We start from the raw sequence: 17,004 nt of genomic DNA on the forward strand, positions 1-17,004 counted from the left end.
CCCGTCACAGGTCGGCACACCCGAGTGCCGTCGTGTCCGGGTCGGGAGGGGTCGACGCGGGATGGGTCGGGATGGGGCAGGGCGGGGTGGGGCGGTGTCGGGCAGGGTGGGGTTTTCCCCCGGGTGGCCGGGCGGTCCTCCTCATGGCGCGGGGTGGGGGCGGGCGGGCAGGCTGGTGCGCATGACCGATCTCCTCTCCTCCCCGACCGGCTCCGGCCAGCCGTACGGTCGGCCGCTGCCGTCCAGCCAGACGCCCTCCGAACCGCTGCCGCCCGCGCGGTTCGCGTTCGGGGGACAGACGTGGCTGGAGATCGCGCATCTGCTGGCGAATCTGCCGTTCGCGCTGTTCGGGTTCGTGTACGTGACGACGGTGCTGTTCACCAGTGCCTTCCTGACGTTGACGGTGATCGGTTTTCCGCTGCTCGCCGCCGCGTTGATGGGGGCCCGGCAGTTGGGCCGGCTGGAGCGGATACGGGCGCGGGCGCTGCTGCGGGTGCGGGTGGACGAACCGAGTCCGCTGCCGTTCCGTAACGGGCGCCGGGCGGACGAGGGGTTCTTCGCGCAGGTGTGGATGAGCGTGAAGGATCCGGTCGGCTGGCGTTCGATGCTGTACGAGCTGATCCGGATGCCGTGGGGCATCGCGACGTTCGTCATCACTCTGACAGGGTTGTTCGTGGCGTGGCCGGTGCTGCCGTACATCGTGCGGGGGCTGACGAACGTGGACCGGGTGATGGTGCGGTCGCTGTTGTCGCCCTCCGACGAACTGGAGCGGCGGATCGCGGAGTTGGAGTCCGATCGGGGGGTCGTCGTCGATACGGCCGCCGCTGATCTGCGGCGGATCGAGCGGGATCTGCATGACGGGGCGCAGGCTCGGCTGGTGAACCTGGCGATGGGGCTCGGGCTTGCCAAGGAGAAGCTGCTGGAGGATCCCGATGCGGCCGCCTCGATGGTGGCGGAGGCGCACGGCGAGGTGAAGCTGGCGTTGCAGGAGCTGCGGGATCTGGCTCGGGGGATCCATCCGGCGGTGCTGACGGACCGGGGGCTCGACGCGGCGCTGTCGGCGGTCGCCTCGCGGTGCACCGCGCCGGTGAAGGTGACCGTCGATCTCCCTGCGCGTCCTGCCGCCGCCATCGAGGGCATCGCGTACTTCACCGTGTCCGAGTTGCTGCAGAACATCAGCAAGCACAGTGGGGCGAAGGCTGCCTCGGTGGATGTCTGGCGGTCCGATGATCGGCTGCTGATTCAGGTCTGGGACGACGGGCGTGGGGGTGCGCGCCTCGATGGCGGGACCGGTATCGCCGGGCTTGCGGAACGGCTTGACGCGGTCGACGGGCTCTTTGTCATCGAGTCTCCGGTCGGTGGGCCGACGGCCATCACGGCGGAGTTGCCCTGGCGGGGGCGGGGTGCCTCCGGCGGTTGACCGGGGTGCGCACGCCGTCGGGGGCCTTGGGGTCGGGGGCCTTGGGGCGCGGGCTTCTTCACCGTGGGGGGGTCCTGTTCGCCCTTTCGCCGTGGGGGTGTTGCGTCGTGGGCGGGGGCTGGTTCGTTGTGGTTGCTCGCGCAGTTCCCCGCGCCCCTTTGGGGCGCGGCCGTGGCCGCGCGGGGTGGGGAAAACCCCCGTATCGAGACGCCGACTCGCTCCATGGTCCGGGGGGCCGGGGGCTAGCACTGTGGGAGTACGACATCCGGAGTGCGGGACGAGTGAGGGCGGGCGACGGTGATGGCCACGGAGTACGGGCACGGGTACGGGAGTTGGGGCGAGGAGCGGCGGCATCGGGTGCCGGCCGGGTTGCGGGCGCCGTTCGAGGCGCGCAGCTGGCGGGAGTTCGGGTATGTGCTGCTGGGGCTGCCGGTCGGGATCCTGCTGTTCACGTATGCCGTGACTATGGTGTCGGTCGGCGCGGGGCTGCTGATCACCTTCCTCGGGGTGCCGGTGCTGGCGGCGGGGCTGGCCGGGTGCCGGGGGTTCGGTGCGCTGGAGCGGGCGCGGGCGCGGGCGTTGCTCGGGGTGGAGGTGTCCGCGCCGGAGCCGTTGCGGCCGAAGGGGCGCGGGGCGATGGCGTGGATGGGCGCCATGCTGCGCAGCGGGTCGTCGTGGCGGCAGCTGTTGTACGCGATCGTGCAGTTCCCGTGGTCGGTGTTCTCGTTCGTGGTGGCGGTGACCTTCTGGACGTACGGCTGGGCGCTGCTGACGTATCCGCTGTGGTTCTGGGTCTTTCCCCTGTGGGCCGGGCAGGACGGGCTGCAGTTGTACGGGGACGAGACGCGCGCCGTGTATCTGAACAACCCGTTCGAGGTGACCGTGACCGCGCTGGTGGGGCTGCTCTTCACGATGGCCTCGCCGTGGATCGTGCGAGGGCTGACGATGGTCGACCGGGTGATGGTGACCGCGCTGCTCGGGCCGTCGCGGCTGGGGGCGCGGGTGGTCGAGCTGGAGTCGGACCGGGGGGTCGTGGTCGACACGGCCGCCGCTGATCTTCGGCGGATCGAGCGGGATCTGCACGACGGGGCGCAGGCTCGGCTGGTGGCGCTGGCCATGGATCTGGGGCTGGCGAAGGAGAAGCTGGCGGAGGACCCGCGGGCGGCGGCGGTGATGGTGGACTCGGCGCACGGTGAGGTGAAGACGGCGCTGCAGGAGCTGCGGGATCTCGCGCGGGGTATCCATCCGGCCGTGCTGACCGACCGGGGGCTCGACGCGGCGCTGTCGGCGGTCGCCTCGCGGTGCGCTGTGCCGGTGGTGGTGGACGTGGACCTGCCGGCGCGGCCGGCGCCGGCGATCGAGGGCATCGCGTACTTCACGGTGTCCGAGCTGCTGCAGAACGTGAGCAAGCACGCGGGGGCTTCGCGGGCGACCGTGGATGTGTGGAGGGTGGAGAACCGGCTGATGCTCCAGGTCATCGACGACGGGGTCGGCGGCGCCGACACCGGGGGTGGCTCCGGGCTGGCGGGGCTCGCCGAGCGGATCGGCGCGGTCGACGGGATCCTGGTGGTCGACTCACCGGCCGGGGGGCCGACGCGGGTCACGGCCGAGTTGCCTTGGCGGGCGGCGTAAGCGGTGGGACATGTGAGCCGGGAGTGCGTAAGCCAGGGCACGTAATCCGGCGGCACGCAGACCGGGGGCGTGCGGCATGGGGCGTGAGGCATGGGGCATGGGAAGTGGGGAGTGGGGACGGTGCCTGAGAGTTGCGGCCCGGGGGGCGTGTGAAGGGTGTCGCGGTGAGGCGCGTCCAGGGATTTCACCCTGGGCGCGCTTTCGTGTTTCCCTCCGGACGCGTTCAGCGACGATCCCCGGGGCACGCTGCCGGGGCCCCGCCGGACGCGTTCAGCGATCCCCCTGGATGCGCCCCGTGGCTCCCCTCGGCTCGCTCCCCGTCCCCCGGCCGCACCCCTCGTCTCACCCGGCGCGCCCCGAAGGCCCGCCCTCAGCACACCCCGGCGGTCCCCGTCCCTCCCCCGACCGCACCCCTCGTCTCCCCCGGCGCGCCCCGAAGGCCCGCCCTCAGCACACCCCGGCGGTCCCCGTCCCTCCCCCGGCCGCGCCTTCGTGCTCCCCGCTCCCCGCCATCCCGCAGTTCCCGCCTCTCCGGCTCCGACCTCTCCGGTCCGTGCCCCCACCGCACCCCCTGACAGCCCCAGAGCCACCCCCCTCCAAGCGGAGCCGCCCGGAGGTAAACCCCCTGCTGGGCGGGGCGAGGGTGACAATCGGCCAGTTCATGGGTCGTTCCTGCCCCTATTTTCTCGTCGGCGCAGCGCCTGGGCGTTCCGATGCTGGAATGCTGGGGGCTGTTGTACGGGCCGGGCCGAGAGCGGTGACCGGTCGGGGCGGGCGTCGGTGTCGTGGGTGTCGTGGGGGGACAAGGCGTGGAGGACAGGGTGCGGGTGGTCATCGCCGAGGATTCGGTGCTGTTGAGGGAGGGGCTGACGCGGCTGCTGACCGACCGGGGGCATGACGTCGTGGCGGGGGTCGGGGACGGGAACGCGTTGATCAAGACGATCACGGAGTTCGCGGCGCAGGGGGATCTGCCGGACGTGGTCGTGGCGGATGTGCGGATGCCTCCGACGCACACCGACGAAGGCGTGCGGGCTGCCGTACAGCTGCGGAAGCAGCATCCGGAGCTGGGGGTGCTCGTGCTGTCACAGTACGTGGAGGAGCGGTACGCCACCGAGCTGCTCGCAGGGTCCAGTCGCGGCGTCGGGTATCTGCTGAAGGACCGGGTGGCGGAGGTGCGGGAGTTCGTGGACGCCGTGGTGCGGGTGGCGCGGGGGGGTACGGCGCTGGACCCGGAGGTCGTCGCACAGCTGCTCGGCCGGAGCCGGAAGCAGCACGTGCTCGCAGGGCTCACCCCGCGGGAGCGTGAGGTGCTGGGGCTGATGGCGGAAGGGCGGACCAACTCGGCGATCGCCCGGCAGTTGGTCGTCAGTGACGGGGCCGTCGAGAAGCACGTCAGCAATATCTTTCTGAAGCTCGGGCTGTCCCAGAGCGACGGTGACCACCGGCGTGTTCTGGCGGTGCTCACCTACCTCAATTCGTGATCATTTGACACTGTGTCAGTAAGGGTTCGGTCGAAGTTCAACATCCATCCAGATCCCCCCGGACCCCGCCCGGACCCCGCCCGGGCTCCACCCGGGCTCCACCCGGCTCCCACCCGGCCTCAGTCCGGACCGAGAACCATCGGTCCCCGGCGTGCGTCTTCAGAGAAGTGGCAGGGGCGGGTAAATCGTGGGAATTCAGGGCGTTCGGCAGTCTCAAAACAGCGTCCAACAGGCGAAAGCGCCAGGGAAGGCCACCCTCGCCGACGTAGGGTTGGTCTTGGGAGGGCCGGCGGGACGGCCGTTCCCGGACAGCCGCCCCAAGGGAGGTCCAGTTCAGTGACCAGCCAGGTCAGCAGCCCAGCGGAGCAGGCCGACGAGGCCGCTCTGGGAGAACTGAGGGAACAGCGCAAACCGGCGGGGACGAAGGACGTCCGCCGACTCGATCGGGTGATCATTCGGTTCGCCGGGGACTCCGGTGACGGGATGCAGCTCACCGGAGACCGCTTCACCTCCGAGACCGCGTCCTTCGGCAACGACCTCTCCACCCTGCCGAACTTCCCCGCCGAGATCCGCGCCCCCGCCGGCACCCTCCCGGGTGTGTCCAGCTTCCAGCTGCACTTCGCCGACCACGACATCCTCACCCCGGGTGACGCGCCCAATGTGCTCGTCGCCATGAACCCGGCCGCCCTGAAGGCGAACATCGGTGACGTGCCGCGCGGCGCGGAGATCATCGTCAACACGGACGAGTTCACCAAACGGGCGATGCAGAAGGTCGGGTACGCGACCAGCCCGCTGGAGGACGGGTCGCTGGACGGATACAGCGTCCATCCGGTGCCGCTGACCACCCTCACCGTCGAGGCCCTCAAGGAATTCGACCTCAGCCGCAAAGAGGCCGAGCGCAGCAAGAACATGTTCGCGCTCGGCCTCCTGTCGTGGATGTACCACCGGCCGACCGAGGGCACCGAGAAGTTCCTGGCGGCCAAGTTCGCCAAGAAGCCCGAGATCGCGGCCGCCAACCTCGCCGCCTTCCGCGCCGGGTGGAACTTCGGTGAGACGACCGAGGATTTCGCCGTCAGTTATGAGGTCGCGCCGGCCGCCGCCGCCTTCCCCGTCGGCACGTACCGGAACATCTCCGGGAACCTGGCCCTGTCGTACGGGCTGATCGCGGCCTCCCGGCAGGCGGATCTGCCGCTCTACCTGGGCTCGTACCCGATCACCCCGGCCTCGGACATCCTGCACGAGCTGAGCCGGCACAAGAACTTCGGTGTGCGGACCTTCCAGGCCGAGGACGAGATCGCGGGCATCGGGGCCGCGCTGGGGGCCGCTTTCGGGGGTTCCCTGGCGGTCACGACGACCTCCGGTCCCGGGGTGGCGCTCAAGTCGGAGACCATCGGGCTCGCCGTCTCGCTCGAACTGCCGCTGCTCGTCATCGACATCCAGCGCGGCGGGCCGTCCACCGGGCTGCCGACCAAGACCGAGCAGGCCGATCTGCTCCAGGCCATGTACGGCAGGAACGGGGAGGCGCCGGTGCCGGTCGTCGCGCCGCGCACTCCGGCCGACTGTTTCGACGCGGCCATCGAGGCGGCCCGCATCGCGCTGACGTACCGCACGCCCGTGTTCCTGCTGTCGGACGGCTACCTGGCCAACGGCAGCGAGCCGTGGCGCATCCCCGAGACCGACGAACTGCCGGATCTGACCGTGCAGTTCACCCGGGGGCCCAACCACACCCTCGACGACGGCACCGAGGTCTTCTGGCCCTACAAGCGCGATCCGCAGACCCTCGCCCGTCCCTGGGCGATCCCGGGCACGCCGGGGCTCGAACACCGGATCGGCGGCATCGAGAAGCAGGACGGCACCGGCAACATCTCGTACGACCCGGCCAACCACGACTTCATGGTGCGGACCCGGCAGGCGAAGATCGACGGGATCGATGTGCCCGATGTCGAGGTCGACGATCCGCACGAGGCCCGGACTCTGGTGCTGGGCTGGGGGTCGACGTACGGGCCGATCACGGCGGCGGTACGGCGGCTGCGTACGGCCGGGGAGTCCATCGCGCAGGCCCATCTGCGGCATCTCAACCCCTTCCCGCGGAATCTGGGTGCGGTGCTGGGGCGTTACGACAAGGTGGTGATCCCCGAGATGAACCTCGGGCAGCTCGCCATGCTCATCCGGGCGAAGTACCTGGTCGACGCCCACTCGTACAACCAGGTGAACGGCATGCCGTTCAAGGCGGAGCAGCTCGCCACGGCTCTCAAGGAGGCCATCGATGGCTGAGAGGTCCACGGAAGGCACGGGTACGGGCGGCACGATCGAGGCGCTTTCCCTCGTGCCCAAGGCCACGGCCCGGCAGTCCATGAAGGACTTCAAGTCGGACCAGGAAGTGCGCTGGTGCCCCGGCTGCGGTGACTACGCGATCCTCGCCGCCGTCCAGGGCTTCATGCCCGAGCTGGGTCTGGCCAGGGAGAACATCGTCTTCGTCTCGGGCATCGGCTGCTCGTCCCGCTTCCCGTACTACATGGACACCTACGGGATGCACTCGATCCACGGGCGGGCGCCGGCGATCGCGACCGGGCTCGCCACCTCGCGGCGCGACCTGTCCGTGTGGGTGGTGACCGGTGACGGCGACGCGCTGTCCATCGGCGGCAATCATCTGATCCACGCCCTGCGCCGCAACGTGAATCTGAAGATCCTGCTCTTCAACAACCGCATCTACGGCTTGACCAAGGGCCAGTACTCCCCCACCTCCGAGGTCGGGAAGATCACCAAGTCGACGCCCATGGGGTCGCTGGACGCGCCCTTCAATCCGGTGTCGCTGGCGATCGGGGCGGAGGCGTCGTTCGTGGCGCGGACCGTCGACTCCGACCGCAAGCATCTGACGGAGGTGCTGCGGCAGGCCGCGGCCCACCCCGGCACGGCCCTGGTGGAGATCTACCAGAACTGCAACATCTTCAACGACGGCGCGTTCGAGGTCCTCAAGGACCGGCAGCAGGCGGAGGAGGCCGTGATCCGGCTGGAACACGGCCGGCAGATCCGGTTCGGGGCGGACGGTGCGCGGGGGGTCGTACGGGACGAGGCGACCGGTGATCTGAAGGTGATCACCGTGACGGAGGAGAACGAGTCCCGGATCCTGGTCCACGACGCGCATGCCGCCTCCCCGACCACCGCCTTCGCGCTGTCGCGGCTGGCCGACCCGGACACCCTCCACCACACCCCGATCGGCGTCCTCCGGTCCGTCGAACGGCCCGTCTACGACACCCAGATGGCCGGCCAACTCGACTCCGCCATCGAGCAGTCTGGCAAGGGTGACCTGTCGGCGCTGCTGGCGGGCGGGGACACGTGGACCGTCGTCGGGTGACTACGGCTGCCTAGAGGGCCCGGGTCCGGTTCAGGCCCGGGCCTCGTCGTACGTCTGCCGGGCCTGCTGTACGTCGTCCATGCGGTCCTTGGTCCAGGTCGCCAGGGCGCGTACCTGTTCGGCGGCCTCGCGGCCGAGGTCGGTGAGGGAGTAGTCGACGCGGGGCGGGATGACGGGCTTGGCGTCGCGGTGGACGAGGCCGTCGCGCTCCAGGGTCTGGAGGGTCTGGGTGAGCATCTTCTCGCTGACGCGGCCGATGGCCCGGCGCAGCTCGCTGAAGCGGTACGACCGCTCCAGCAGCTCGATCAGCACGAGGACGCCCCAGCGGCTGGTGACGTGCTCGAGGACGAGGCGGTAGGGACACACGCCCTCGCCGTCCATGTCGTACTTGGTCGCGGGCTGTGTCGACGTCTCACTTACGGCCATGCCAGTACCTTACTTCAAAGTAGGTACTTTCGCAGAGTTAGCGCACCTCCTAGGGTTAGTGGAGCACCCGCCCCCTGGAGGAGTTTCACCATGAGCATCGTCGTCACCGGAGCGACCGGACAGCTCGGCAAGTTCGTCGTCGAGGGACTGCTGGAGAAGGTCCCGGCCGAGCAGATCACGGCCGTCGTCCGCAGCGAGGAGAAGGCCGCCGGGTTCGCCGCGCGCGGTGTGAAGGTCGCCGTCGCCGACTACAACACCCCCGAGACCTTCGACGGCCTCTTCGCCGCCGGCGACAAGGTGCTGCTGATCTCCGGCAGCGAGATCGACAAAAGTCGCGTCGCCCAGCACCAGGTCGTGATCGACGCCGCCAAGGCCGCCGGGGTCGCGCTCCTCGCGTACACCAGCGCGCCGGGCAGCCTGACGGCCGCGCTCGCGAACGACCACCGGGGCACCGAGGAGGCGCTGCTCGCCTCCGGTCTGCCGTACGCCCTGCTGCGCAACGGCTGGTACAACGAGAACTACACCGAGCAGCTCGCGCCGGTGCTGGAGTACAACGCCGTCACGCACGCCGCCGGTGCGGGCCGGGTGTCCTCCGCGACCCGCGCGGACTACGCGGCCGCCGCGGTCGCCGTGCTGACCGGTGAGGGCCACGAGAACAAGACCTACGAGCTCGGCGGCGACGTCGCCTGGAGCTTCGCCGACTACGCGGCCGAGCTGAGCAAGCAGACCGGCAAGGAGATAGCGAACAACTCCGTCCCCGTCGAGGCCCTCACCGGCATCCTGACCGGCGCCGGGCTCCCCGAGCCGCTGGCCGCGATCCTCGCGGGCGTGGACGCGTCCATCGAGAAGGGCGAGCTGGTCGTCTCCTCCGGCGACCTCTCCCGTCTCATCGGCCGTCCGACCACGCCGATCGCGGAGTCGATCACGGCGGCACTGAAGGCGTAGTCGGGCCGGGGTGCCGCGGTAGGGGCTGACGCACTCACCGCGGGTGCTCACGGCCGCGGGCCCGAGGACCCACCGCGGGCCCGAGGACCCGAGGAACCCGAACCGGACATCTGATCCCCGGGGCCGTGAAGTCCCGGCCGACGCCCCGAACTCCCCCTCGGGGTGCCCACCCCCGGCTGTCATGACCGTATCCCGATACGGGCATGACAGCCGGGGGTGCTCGGCGTTACCTTCGTGAGGGCTTGGGGTCGCGGTGGTGCGGCCGGTGAGGAGGAGGGGCCGTGGCGGCGCAGCCGAGGGGCGAACACCGGATAGGACTGCTGAACGGCTTCGCGGCGTACGGGATGTGGGGGATCGTCCCGCTCTTCTGGCCCCTGCTGAAGCCCTCCGGCGCGGTGGAGATCCTCGCCCACCGCATGGTCTGGTCCCTGGCGGTCGTCGGTGTCGCGCTGCTGGTGCTGCGGCGCTGGTCCTGGGCCGGCGAGCTGCTGCGGCAGCCGCGCAAGCTCGCCCTGGTCACGGTCGCGGCGGCGGTGATCACCGTCAACTGGGGCGTGTACATCTGGGCCGTGAACGCCCACCAGGTGGTCGAGGCCTCCCTCGGGTACTTCATCAACCCGCTCGTCACCATCGCCATCGGCGTCCTGCTGCTGAAGGAACGGCTGCGGCCCGTCCAGTGGACGGCGGTCGGCGTCGGCTTCGCGGCCGTCCTCGTCCTCACGATCGGGTACGGGCGACCGCCGTGGATCTCTCTCTGCCTCGCCTTCTCCTTCGCCACGTACGGGCTGGTGAAGAAGAAGGTCAACCTGGGCGGCGTCGAGTCGCTCGCCGCGGAAACCGCGATCCAGTTCCTGCCCGCGCTGGCCTATCTGCTGTGGCTGGGGTCGCGCGGGGACGCCACCTTCGGCCCGGAGGGGACGGGGCACGCCCTGCTCCTCGCCGCGACCGGTCTGGTGACCGCGCTGCCGCTGGTCTGCTTCGGGGCGGCCGCGATCCGGGTGCCGTTGTCCACGCTGGGGCTGCTGCAGTATCTGGCGCCGGTGTTCCAGTTCCTGCTGGGCGTTCTCTACTTCGGCGAGGCCATGCCGCCCGAGCGGTGGGCGGGCTTCGCGCTGGTGTGGCTGGCGCTGTCGTTGCTGACGTGGGACGCGCTGCGGACGGCACGCGTGGCGCGGCGGCGGCTGGCGGAGCTGGAGGACTCGGAGGAGCGGGGAGAACGGAAGGGCCTGGGCGAGCGGGAGGGCTCGGGGAAGCGGGGAGAGCGCGAGGAGTTGCCGGCCGCCGACGAGGCCTCCGGTACGCCGACCCCCCTGACCAAATAGCGCTCTTGACGGAGAGTCAGTCCCGCCCGCACCATCCAGGCACCTCATTCACTGTGGACCCGCCATGGGTCGGCCACCAGCCGCCCATGAGGTCCCTATGGAATCCGGAGCCCCCACATGAAGCTCTCCGTTCCGCGACCGCAGTTCTCGGTCTCCGCCCGTAGACCGGGGCGGGCCGCCGTCACCGCCGTCGTCACGGCGGCGGCGCTGCTCACCACCGGGTCGATGGCCGGTGCGGCCCCCGCGCCGATGGGTGCCGCCGCGCCGCCCGTCGAGGTGGCCGCCGCCCCCGACCTGCCGGTGGCGAACGTCAAGGCGCACCTCACGCAGTTCCAGTCCATCGCCGCGGCGAACGGCGGCAACCGGGCGCACGGCCGCGCCGGCTACACCGCGTCCCTGAACTACGTGAAGGGCAAGCTCGACGCGGCGGGCTTCGTCACCACCACGCAGTCCTTCACGTCCGGCGGCCGCACCGGCTACAACCTGATCGCGGACTGGCCCGGCGGCGACACGAATCAAGTTGTCATGGCCGGTTCACATTTGGACAGTGTCACCTCGGGTGCCGGCATCAACGACAACGGCACGGGTTCCGCCGCCGTGCTGGAGGCCGCGCTGGCCGTGTCCCGCGCGAACTACCAGCCCACGAAGCATCTGCGGTTCGCCTGGTGGGGCGCGGAGGAGCTGGGCCTCGTCGGCTCCCGCTACTACGTCAACAACCTGTCCACCGCGAACCGGGCCCGCATCAGCGGCTACCTCAACTTCGACATGATCGGCTCGCCGAACCCCGGGTACTTCGTCTACGACGACGACCCCGTCATCGAGCAGACCTTCAAGGACTACTTCACGGGGATCGGCGTCGCGACCGAGATCGAGACCGAGGGTGACGGCCGCTCCGACCACGCTCCCTTCAAGAGCGCCGGCGTCCCCGTCGGCGGCCTCTTCACGGGGGCGAGCCGCGCGAAGACCGCCGCGCAGGTCGCCAAGTGGGGCGGCACGTCCGGCCAGGCCTTCGACCGCTGCTACCACTCCTCCTGCGACACCACGTCCAACATCAACGACACGGCGCTCGACCGGAACGGCGATGCGCTGGCGTACGCGGTGTGGGAGCTGTCGGAGTAGGGGTAGTAGGGGCGGCGCCGTCTTGTAGGTAGAGCTGCAGGTGGTGGGCGTCCGGGGTCGGCCGGTCGGTGGAGAGCGCCGCGGTCGGCCCCGGGTGCTCGGCGAGGACGGGAACGGGGACGGCGATATGGGATGGGGGGCGGGGGCGGGTCGGCGCGCAGGCCGGTGAGCGGGTGTGCCGGAGGTCGGTGGGCGGGTCGCGGCGGAGGCGTGTCGCGTCGTGCGGGCGCGTTACTGGCCATGGGCGTACGGGGCGGGGTCGAGGGCGCGGGCTCGTTCGGTGAGGCGGGTCATGCGGGTGCGGGCCTTCTCCAGTTGTTCCAGGTCGTCGGCGGCGGGGCCGGCGTCGGCGGCGAGGTCGGTCCAGACGGCGATCAGGTCGCGGCCCAGGTGCAGGCCCTGGAGCGGGTCGCGGACCGCGCGCCAGGCGGCCGCCGCGCTCTGGACGTTGCCGTACGCGGCACGCTGGTCGCGCATGCGGTGGCGGAGGCCGGCCAGGTCGAGGGAGAGGTGGAAGGAGCGGAGGGCGTCGCCGGCCAAGTAGGCGATGTAGGCGGTCAGTTCGCGCAGCTTCAGCACCTCGGAGTGCTGTGGGCCGAGCGTTGCCGTCGCCTGGGCGACCGTCTGCTCGGCCATCTCCGCGGCCTCCTGGATGCGGCCCAGTTTCACCGCCTCGTTGATCCGCGACACGGACTCCCCGAACGGTGACGCCGTACCGCCGTCCTCGTCCGCCGTGTCCAGCACCGCCTCTGCCACCGCGTCGAACTCCCGTACCGGTGCGGGCTTCGGCGCGCTGTCCTCTTCCAGCACCTTCCACTCGGGAGCGGAATAGGCGTCGGTGGCGGACTCCTCCGGAGGGGCCGGCGCGTGGGGTGCGGGTGCAGGGGTGGGAGCGGAGGGCGTCGCGTGGATCGGCATCGGGGGCGGTGTCGGTGGCCAGGGCTGGGGCTCCAGCGAGGCGGGCCCCGACTCCGGCACCGGCACCGGGTCCGACGGGTGCGCCGGTGCCGGTGCGGAGGAGGGGGACGGCTCGTGCGCCGGCTCCTGGGTGGGATCGTCGGTCGGGGCCGGAGGCCACGGCAGCGGGTTCGGAGAGACGTGCTTCGGCTCAGGGAAGGCCATGGCGTCCGGCGTGTGGGCAGGGGTCTGCACCCGGGCCGGGTTCTGGCTCGGAGGCCAGGGCCGCGACTCCGGTGACACGGGCCCCGGCTCGTGAGTCGGTTCGGCATCCGGCGCGTGTGCGGAGTCCCGGACGGGCGCCGGGTTCTGGCTCGGGGGCCAGGGCTGCGGCTCCAGGGAGGGAGGGGCCGACCGTGGGGTGTCGGACGGAGCCTGGGGCGGGGTGGTGGCTTGGTCCGCGGGCCAGGGGTGTTGTGGGGTCGTCCGGGCCGGAGGGGGAGGCAGCACAGGGTCCGTGGCCGGGCCGAACTCCCCCGTGGGGGGTGAGACGGTGCCGGCGGCCGGGGTCGCGTCCCGGGTGGGCTCGGGTGTTGGGGGGTGGTCGTTGGCCGGGTCCACCGGAGTGCCCGGCAGGGTCAGCGGGAGGCCCGGGTTGCGGGGCGGCTGTGCCAAGGGACCCTCCTTGGGTTCCGGCACCGCGCGCAGGACGAACGTCGACGGCGCGACCCCGCCCGGCGTCGGCTCCGGCGACTGCCCCTGCTTCTCCTTCGCCGCCGTGAGCGGCATGGTCCGGGGCTCTCGCTTCACCTCCGGAGCCGCCGCGTCCACGGGCTCCGCCGGGGGCTGGTCCGACTTCACCTCCGGGGCGACGGCTGCCGACTCCGGCACCGCGCGCAGTACATGTGTCGACCTGTCACGGCGTGGGGCTTGCGCCGGCGGCCGGGGCGGCTCCGGCGCGACCCATCGGGCCGCCCCCTCGCTCACCGGCGCGGCCGCACTCTCGTGGGCGGCACCGGCCCCGGGACCTCCCTCGTTCTCCGGCGCTCCCACGACCCCCCTCGGCTCCCCCACCCGCACCGGCTCACCGGCGTAGTGGCTGGAGCCGTCGACATGGATCTGGAGGGGGACGACGTAGCCGATGCGTTCGTCGTGGACGGTGGCGAGGACGGGGTGGCCGGTGGCGAGGGCGAGGCGGTGGAGGTAGTCGAGGGCGGCGGTCTGGAAGGACTCCCCCGCGGCCGGGGGCACCTGCATGCCGCCGACCGTCGCGCCGGCCTCGGCGGAGACCCGTACGTCGATCGGGGTCAGCCCGGCCGGCGCACGCCCCGCGCGCTTGAGTTCCCGCTTCTGTTCGCGGCTGAGTCGAGTCATCGTTCCCTCACTCGGGTCGGGCAGAAGGAGAAGGAGAAGGAGAAGGAGAGGTCGTGGATGAGGCGGCGGAGTCCGGCCCGGACGGGTCCGGCGCCGACACCGCTGCCTCCACCGTACGCACCTCGTCCACCCGCCACGGCACACCCTTGCCCGAGCGCACCAGCTTCACGTACACCGTGGCCTGGGGGCCGGTCCCCGTCCAGCCGTCGCGGCCGTACGCCGTGCCGTCGACGAAGAGGGCGCGGTAGGCGTCCCGAGAAGAGTCGGACGGGGTGTCGCCGTCGTCGTCCAACTCCACGTCCACGGTCGTCCACGCCTCGTGCGCGGCCCAGGAGTTCCACTGGTCGCCCGCGCCGCTCGCCGGGCGGTACGAGCGCTCGGCCTTCGCCTTGTCGGCGGTGAACCAGCGGGCGGAGCGCAGTACGGCGTCGTGCGGACCGGTGTCGTACTTCGTGTCGTAGCCGTACGCGACCTCCACCCAGGCCTCGGCGACGGCGGTCGCGTCGGTGTCGTCGACACCGGTGGGGCTCGGGACGTGCGCGTCCGGGCCGAGCGGTTTGCCGGACGGCAGGGGTGCCTTGGGGGTGAAGGGCGGTGCGGACGTGGACGTGCCGCCGCCCGCCGTCTCGCGGTGGTCCTCCAGGCCGCACGCGGCGAGGACCGCCACACCGGTCACCGTCGCGAGCACGACCGCCCCCGCCCGGCGGACCCCCCTGCCGCATCCGCCGGATCCGGCTCCGGCTCCGAACAGCCCGCGGCGCTCCTCACGCTCCCCGCGCTCGTCACGCCCTCCGCGCCCCCCGCGCGCATCGCGCATCGTGTTCACCCTCATCCCCCTCCTCACCTCAGTGCCCTTCCTCGCCGATCGCGTCGTCCACGTCATCACTACAGCCCCAACCAGGGCGCCGGATTCACGTACTCGCCGTTCTGCATCACCTCGAAGTGGAGGTGCGCGCCCGTCGAGTAGCCCGTCGAGCCGACCAGGCCGACCCGTTGACCGACCTTCACCTTGTCGCCGGCCTTGACGCTGAGGCCGCGCAGCATGTGGTTGTAGGTCGTGGAGATGCGGTCGCCGTTGATGGTGCCGTGGGAGATGACGACGCGGTTGCCGTAGCCGTTGGTCCAGCCCGCGAAGGTGACCTCGCCGTCGCGGGCGGCGAGGACCGGCTTGCCTTCGGCCACGCCGAAGTCGGTGCCGGTGTGCAGTTTGCGGACCCCGAGTATGGGGTGCATGCGCCAGCCGTACGGGGAGGTCACGGGCGGGTTGCCGGAGAGCGGCATCGCCATCTCCCTGCCGTCCGGGAGCTTGCCCGGCGGGTCGTCCACCGACTCGTACTTGGCGATGAGGGACTTGATGCGGACGACGTAGTTCTGGGTCTCGGTGTAGGGCGGGATGCCGCCGTACTTCTGCACGGCACCCGGGCCGGCGTTGTACGCGGCGAGCGCCAGGTCGAGGGTCTCGCCGGTCGCCTGGCCACTGTCCTTGTAGCCCTGGACCTGCTTGGCGAGGGCGCAGTCGTAGCGGCCCTGGGCCATGATCGCGTCGCCGGGGTCGTACGGGGATATGCGGCCGTTGCCGTCGTCGTCCTTGCCCCAGCTTGGCCAGGTGCCGGGCATGAACTGGCTCAACCCCTCGGCGCCCACCGGGGACTTGGCGTTCGGGTTCCAGCCCGACTCTGCCTCGATCTGCGCGGCGATCACGGCCGGCTTGATGACGTCGCACATGGCGCCCGCCTTGAGCACCCAGGGCACGTACTCCGCCGGTACCTGGCCCGACTTGAGGCCGCCGCCGACACCCTGTTCCTCGGCCTCGGCCTCGCCGCCCCCGCTCACCGCGACCATCATCACCACCGGCATCAGCACGGCCGCCACGCAGCCGCCGACGACCCAGGTCGTGACGGACCCTCCCCCGTTGGACATCTGCTCCCCTCAGCGTCGAAGTGGCGAAGTGGCGAAGTCCAGTCATGTTCCTGCCACTTGGGTCCAGTCGGACGAGTCTCTCCGCTCACCCGCGTTTCTCGCGTCACCAGCGCGTCACAGGCTCGTCGCAGGAACTCACGTCCGGATTCCCAAGCCGCTCGTACGCCGTGAAGATCGGGGGTGGGCGCCGCGCCGGATACGGAACCGGCGGCGAGCGCCACGTCGGGTGCGACGGGTACGGCGAACTCAGGAAGACTGCTGTGATCAGCGGCGGAAACGGGGAGTGGTGGAGAGCGGTGATGCGGTGATGCAGCCGGGCACAGGACGGGCGGCGGCCGGGCCGGAGATCTGGGTGCGTGGGCCGGTCATGGAACGGGAGGCGCGGCCGCAGGACCCGCCGCCCCGGGCGACCGCGAGCGCGCGGCGGTTCTCCTGGGTCGCCACGCACGGCGGCGCCGGGTCCACCACCCTCGCGACGGTCTTCGGCGGTCATGACACGGGCCGCAACTGGCCGCGCCCCGAACACGGCGAACCGGCGTCGGTGCTCCTGGTGGGACGCACGCACGCCGCCGGGCTCGACGCGGTCTCGCACACCCTGGACATCTTCCGGCGGGGCGACGCACCGCCGGGCCTCGACCTCGACGCGATCGTGCTGGTCGCGGACGCGCCCGGACGGCTCCCCCGGCAGCTCGTGCAGCGCGTGAAGGTGATCGGTTCCGTCATAGACGTCTACCGCGTGCCCTGGGTGCCCGCCTGGCGCACCGGCGATCTCACCGGACCGCCACCGCGGGAGAGCGCGGCGCTGGCCCGCCTGACCGGGAGGACCCCATGAGCAGCACCCTGTACGCCGCCGCCACGACGCTGGCCGGGCCTCCGGCGGTGGTCACCAGCGAGCTCGACTACGTCCTGAACATCCTCGCCTGGCTGGTCACCGCGGCCGGTGTGTGCGGGCTGCTGATCGTCGGCTCGCGGATGGCCGTCTCCCTGCGGTCCGGGGAGGGCGACGAGCATCTCAGCCAGTTCGCCATGGTCATGGGCGCCTGCGTCATCGGCGCGACGGCGGGGCCGATTGTGGGGTTCGTGCTGTAGGGAGAGCGTAAGCAGGACAGGGGC

Annotated in this window: 14 protein-coding genes; 10 read left to right on the forward strand and 4 right to left on the reverse strand. The window is 71.4% G+C overall.

Annotated elements, in window-relative coordinates:
• Window positions 1-181: 181 nt before the first annotated feature.
• The 5 genes from ACFU53_RS26335 (at window position 182) to ACFU53_RS26355 (ending at window position 7,888) form a co-directional block, all read left to right on the forward strand.
• The gene (locus tag ACFU53_RS26335) at window positions 182-1,420 is read left to right on the forward strand and encodes a sensor histidine kinase (RefSeq protein WP_383997180.1); all 1,239 of its coding nucleotides are present in this window, start codon (window positions 182-184) and stop codon (window positions 1,418-1,420) included.
• A gap of 300 nt (window positions 1,421-1,720) precedes the next feature.
• Window positions 1,721-3,052 carry a sensor histidine kinase gene (locus ACFU53_RS26340; protein WP_383997182.1) on the forward strand — a complete coding sequence of 444 codons (1,332 nt, stop codon included), beginning with the start codon at window positions 1,721-1,723 and terminating at the stop codon, window positions 3,050-3,052.
• Between the two features lie 821 nt (window positions 3,053-3,873).
• Window positions 3,874-4,533 carry a LuxR C-terminal-related transcriptional regulator gene (locus ACFU53_RS26345; RefSeq protein ID WP_383997217.1) on the forward strand — a complete coding sequence of 220 codons (660 nt, stop codon included), beginning with the start codon at window positions 3,874-3,876 and terminating at the stop codon, window positions 4,531-4,533.
• 336 nt (window positions 4,534-4,869) lie between these two features.
• Window positions 4,870-6,807, forward strand: a complete 1,938-nt coding sequence (locus ACFU53_RS26350; protein WP_383997184.1) for a 2-oxoacid:acceptor oxidoreductase subunit alpha — start codon at window positions 4,870-4,872, stop codon at window positions 6,805-6,807.
• Complete coding sequence (locus ACFU53_RS26355) at window positions 6,800-7,888, forward strand: 2-oxoacid:ferredoxin oxidoreductase subunit beta (RefSeq protein WP_383997187.1); 1,089 nt, start codon at window positions 6,800-6,802, stop codon at window positions 7,886-7,888. Before ACFU53_RS26350 ends, ACFU53_RS26355 begins: the two co-directional genes overlap by 8 nt.
• A 30-nt stretch (window positions 7,889-7,918) precedes the next feature.
• Here the strand turns inward: ACFU53_RS26355 and ACFU53_RS26360 are convergent, their stop codons facing one another.
• The gene (locus ACFU53_RS26360) at window positions 7,919-8,314 is read right to left on the reverse strand and encodes a winged helix-turn-helix transcriptional regulator (RefSeq protein WP_383997190.1); all 396 of its coding nucleotides are present in this window, start codon (window positions 8,312-8,314) and stop codon (window positions 7,919-7,921) included.
• Between the two features lie 90 nt (window positions 8,315-8,404).
• Between ACFU53_RS26360 and ACFU53_RS26365 the strand changes: the two genes are divergently transcribed.
• From ACFU53_RS26365 to ACFU53_RS26375, 3 genes are all read left to right on the forward strand, one after another.
• On the forward strand, window positions 8,405-9,259 hold the full coding sequence (locus ACFU53_RS26365; RefSeq protein ID WP_383997193.1) for an SDR family oxidoreductase: 855 nt from the start codon (window positions 8,405-8,407) through the stop codon (window positions 9,257-9,259).
• Between the two features lie 281 nt (window positions 9,260-9,540).
• Window positions 9,541-10,581, forward strand: coding sequence for an EamA family transporter RarD (rarD, locus tag ACFU53_RS26370; protein ID WP_383997196.1), 1,041 nt, complete (start codon window positions 9,541-9,543; stop codon window positions 10,579-10,581).
• Between the two features lie 117 nt (window positions 10,582-10,698).
• Window positions 10,699-11,700 (forward strand): M28 family metallopeptidase, encoded by a 1,002-nt coding sequence (locus tag ACFU53_RS26375; protein WP_383997199.1) that lies wholly within the window; start codon window positions 10,699-10,701, stop codon window positions 11,698-11,700.
• A 231-nt stretch (window positions 11,701-11,931) separates the two neighbouring features.
• On the opposite strand, the gene ACFU53_RS26380 is transcribed toward ACFU53_RS26375, so the two are convergent.
• The 3 genes from ACFU53_RS26380 to ACFU53_RS26390 all read right to left on the reverse strand — a co-directional run bounded on the left by ACFU53_RS26380 (window position 11,932) and on the right by ACFU53_RS26390 (window position 15,891).
• The gene (locus ACFU53_RS26380) at window positions 11,932-13,971 is read right to left on the reverse strand and encodes a hypothetical protein (RefSeq protein ID WP_383997202.1); all 2,040 of its coding nucleotides are present in this window, start codon (window positions 13,969-13,971) and stop codon (window positions 11,932-11,934) included.
• A gap of 7 nt (window positions 13,972-13,978) precedes the next feature.
• Window positions 13,979-14,659 (reverse strand): hypothetical protein, encoded by a 681-nt coding sequence (locus tag ACFU53_RS26385; protein WP_383997205.1) that lies wholly within the window; start codon window positions 14,657-14,659, stop codon window positions 13,979-13,981.
• 197 nt (window positions 14,660-14,856) lie between these two features.
• Window positions 14,857-15,891, reverse strand: a complete 1,035-nt coding sequence (locus ACFU53_RS26390; protein WP_383997208.1) for a peptidoglycan DD-metalloendopeptidase family protein — start codon at window positions 15,889-15,891, stop codon at window positions 14,857-14,859.
• 283 nt (window positions 15,892-16,174) lie between these two features.
• Between ACFU53_RS26390 and ACFU53_RS26395 the strand changes: the two genes are divergently transcribed.
• Together ACFU53_RS26395 and ACFU53_RS26400 are read left to right on the forward strand one after the other, a co-directional pair.
• Entirely contained in the window at window positions 16,175-16,723 is a 549-nt protein-coding gene (locus ACFU53_RS26395; RefSeq protein ID WP_383997211.1) for a DUF6668 family protein, read from the forward strand.
• Window positions 16,720-16,980 (forward strand): hypothetical protein, encoded by a 261-nt coding sequence (locus tag ACFU53_RS26400; protein WP_383997214.1) that lies wholly within the window; start codon window positions 16,720-16,722, stop codon window positions 16,978-16,980. The genes ACFU53_RS26395 and ACFU53_RS26400 overlap by 4 nt, the downstream gene beginning before the upstream one ends.
• Window positions 16,981-17,004 lie beyond the last annotated feature (24 nt).

Source organism: Streptomyces sp. NPDC057474 (assembly GCF_042802555.1).
Lineage (GTDB): Bacteria > Actinomycetota > Actinomycetes > Streptomycetales > Streptomycetaceae > Streptomyces.

What these genes read in the sequence shown, in the direction of transcription:
- ACFU53_RS26335 (WP_383997180.1), top strand. Translation starts at nt 182, where the DNA reads ATGACCGATCTCCTCTCCTCCCCGACCGGCTCCGGCCAGCCGTACGGT.
- ACFU53_RS26340 (WP_383997182.1), top strand. Translation starts at nt 1,721, where the DNA reads ATGGCCACGGAGTACGGGCACGGGTACGGGAGTTGGGGCGAGGAGCGG.
- ACFU53_RS26355 (WP_383997187.1), top strand. Translation starts at nt 6,800, where the DNA reads ATGGCTGAGAGGTCCACGGAAGGCACGGGTACGGGCGGCACGATCGAG.
- ACFU53_RS26360 (WP_383997190.1), bottom strand. Translation starts at nt 8,314, where the DNA reads ATGGCCGTAAGTGAGACGTCGACACAGCCCGCGACCAAGTACGACATG.
- ACFU53_RS26365 (WP_383997193.1), top strand. Translation starts at nt 8,405, where the DNA reads ATGAGCATCGTCGTCACCGGAGCGACCGGACAGCTCGGCAAGTTCGTC.
- ACFU53_RS26375 (WP_383997199.1), top strand. Translation starts at nt 10,699, where the DNA reads ATGAAGCTCTCCGTTCCGCGACCGCAGTTCTCGGTCTCCGCCCGTAGA.
- ACFU53_RS26380 (WP_383997202.1), bottom strand. Translation starts at nt 13,971, where the DNA reads ATGACTCGACTCAGCCGCGAACAGAAGCGGGAACTCAAGCGCGCGGGG.
- ACFU53_RS26390 (WP_383997208.1), bottom strand. Translation starts at nt 15,891, where the DNA reads ATGTCCAACGGGGGAGGGTCCGTCACGACCTGGGTCGTCGGCGGCTGC.
- ACFU53_RS26400 (WP_383997214.1), top strand. Translation starts at nt 16,720, where the DNA reads ATGAGCAGCACCCTGTACGCCGCCGCCACGACGCTGGCCGGGCCTCCG.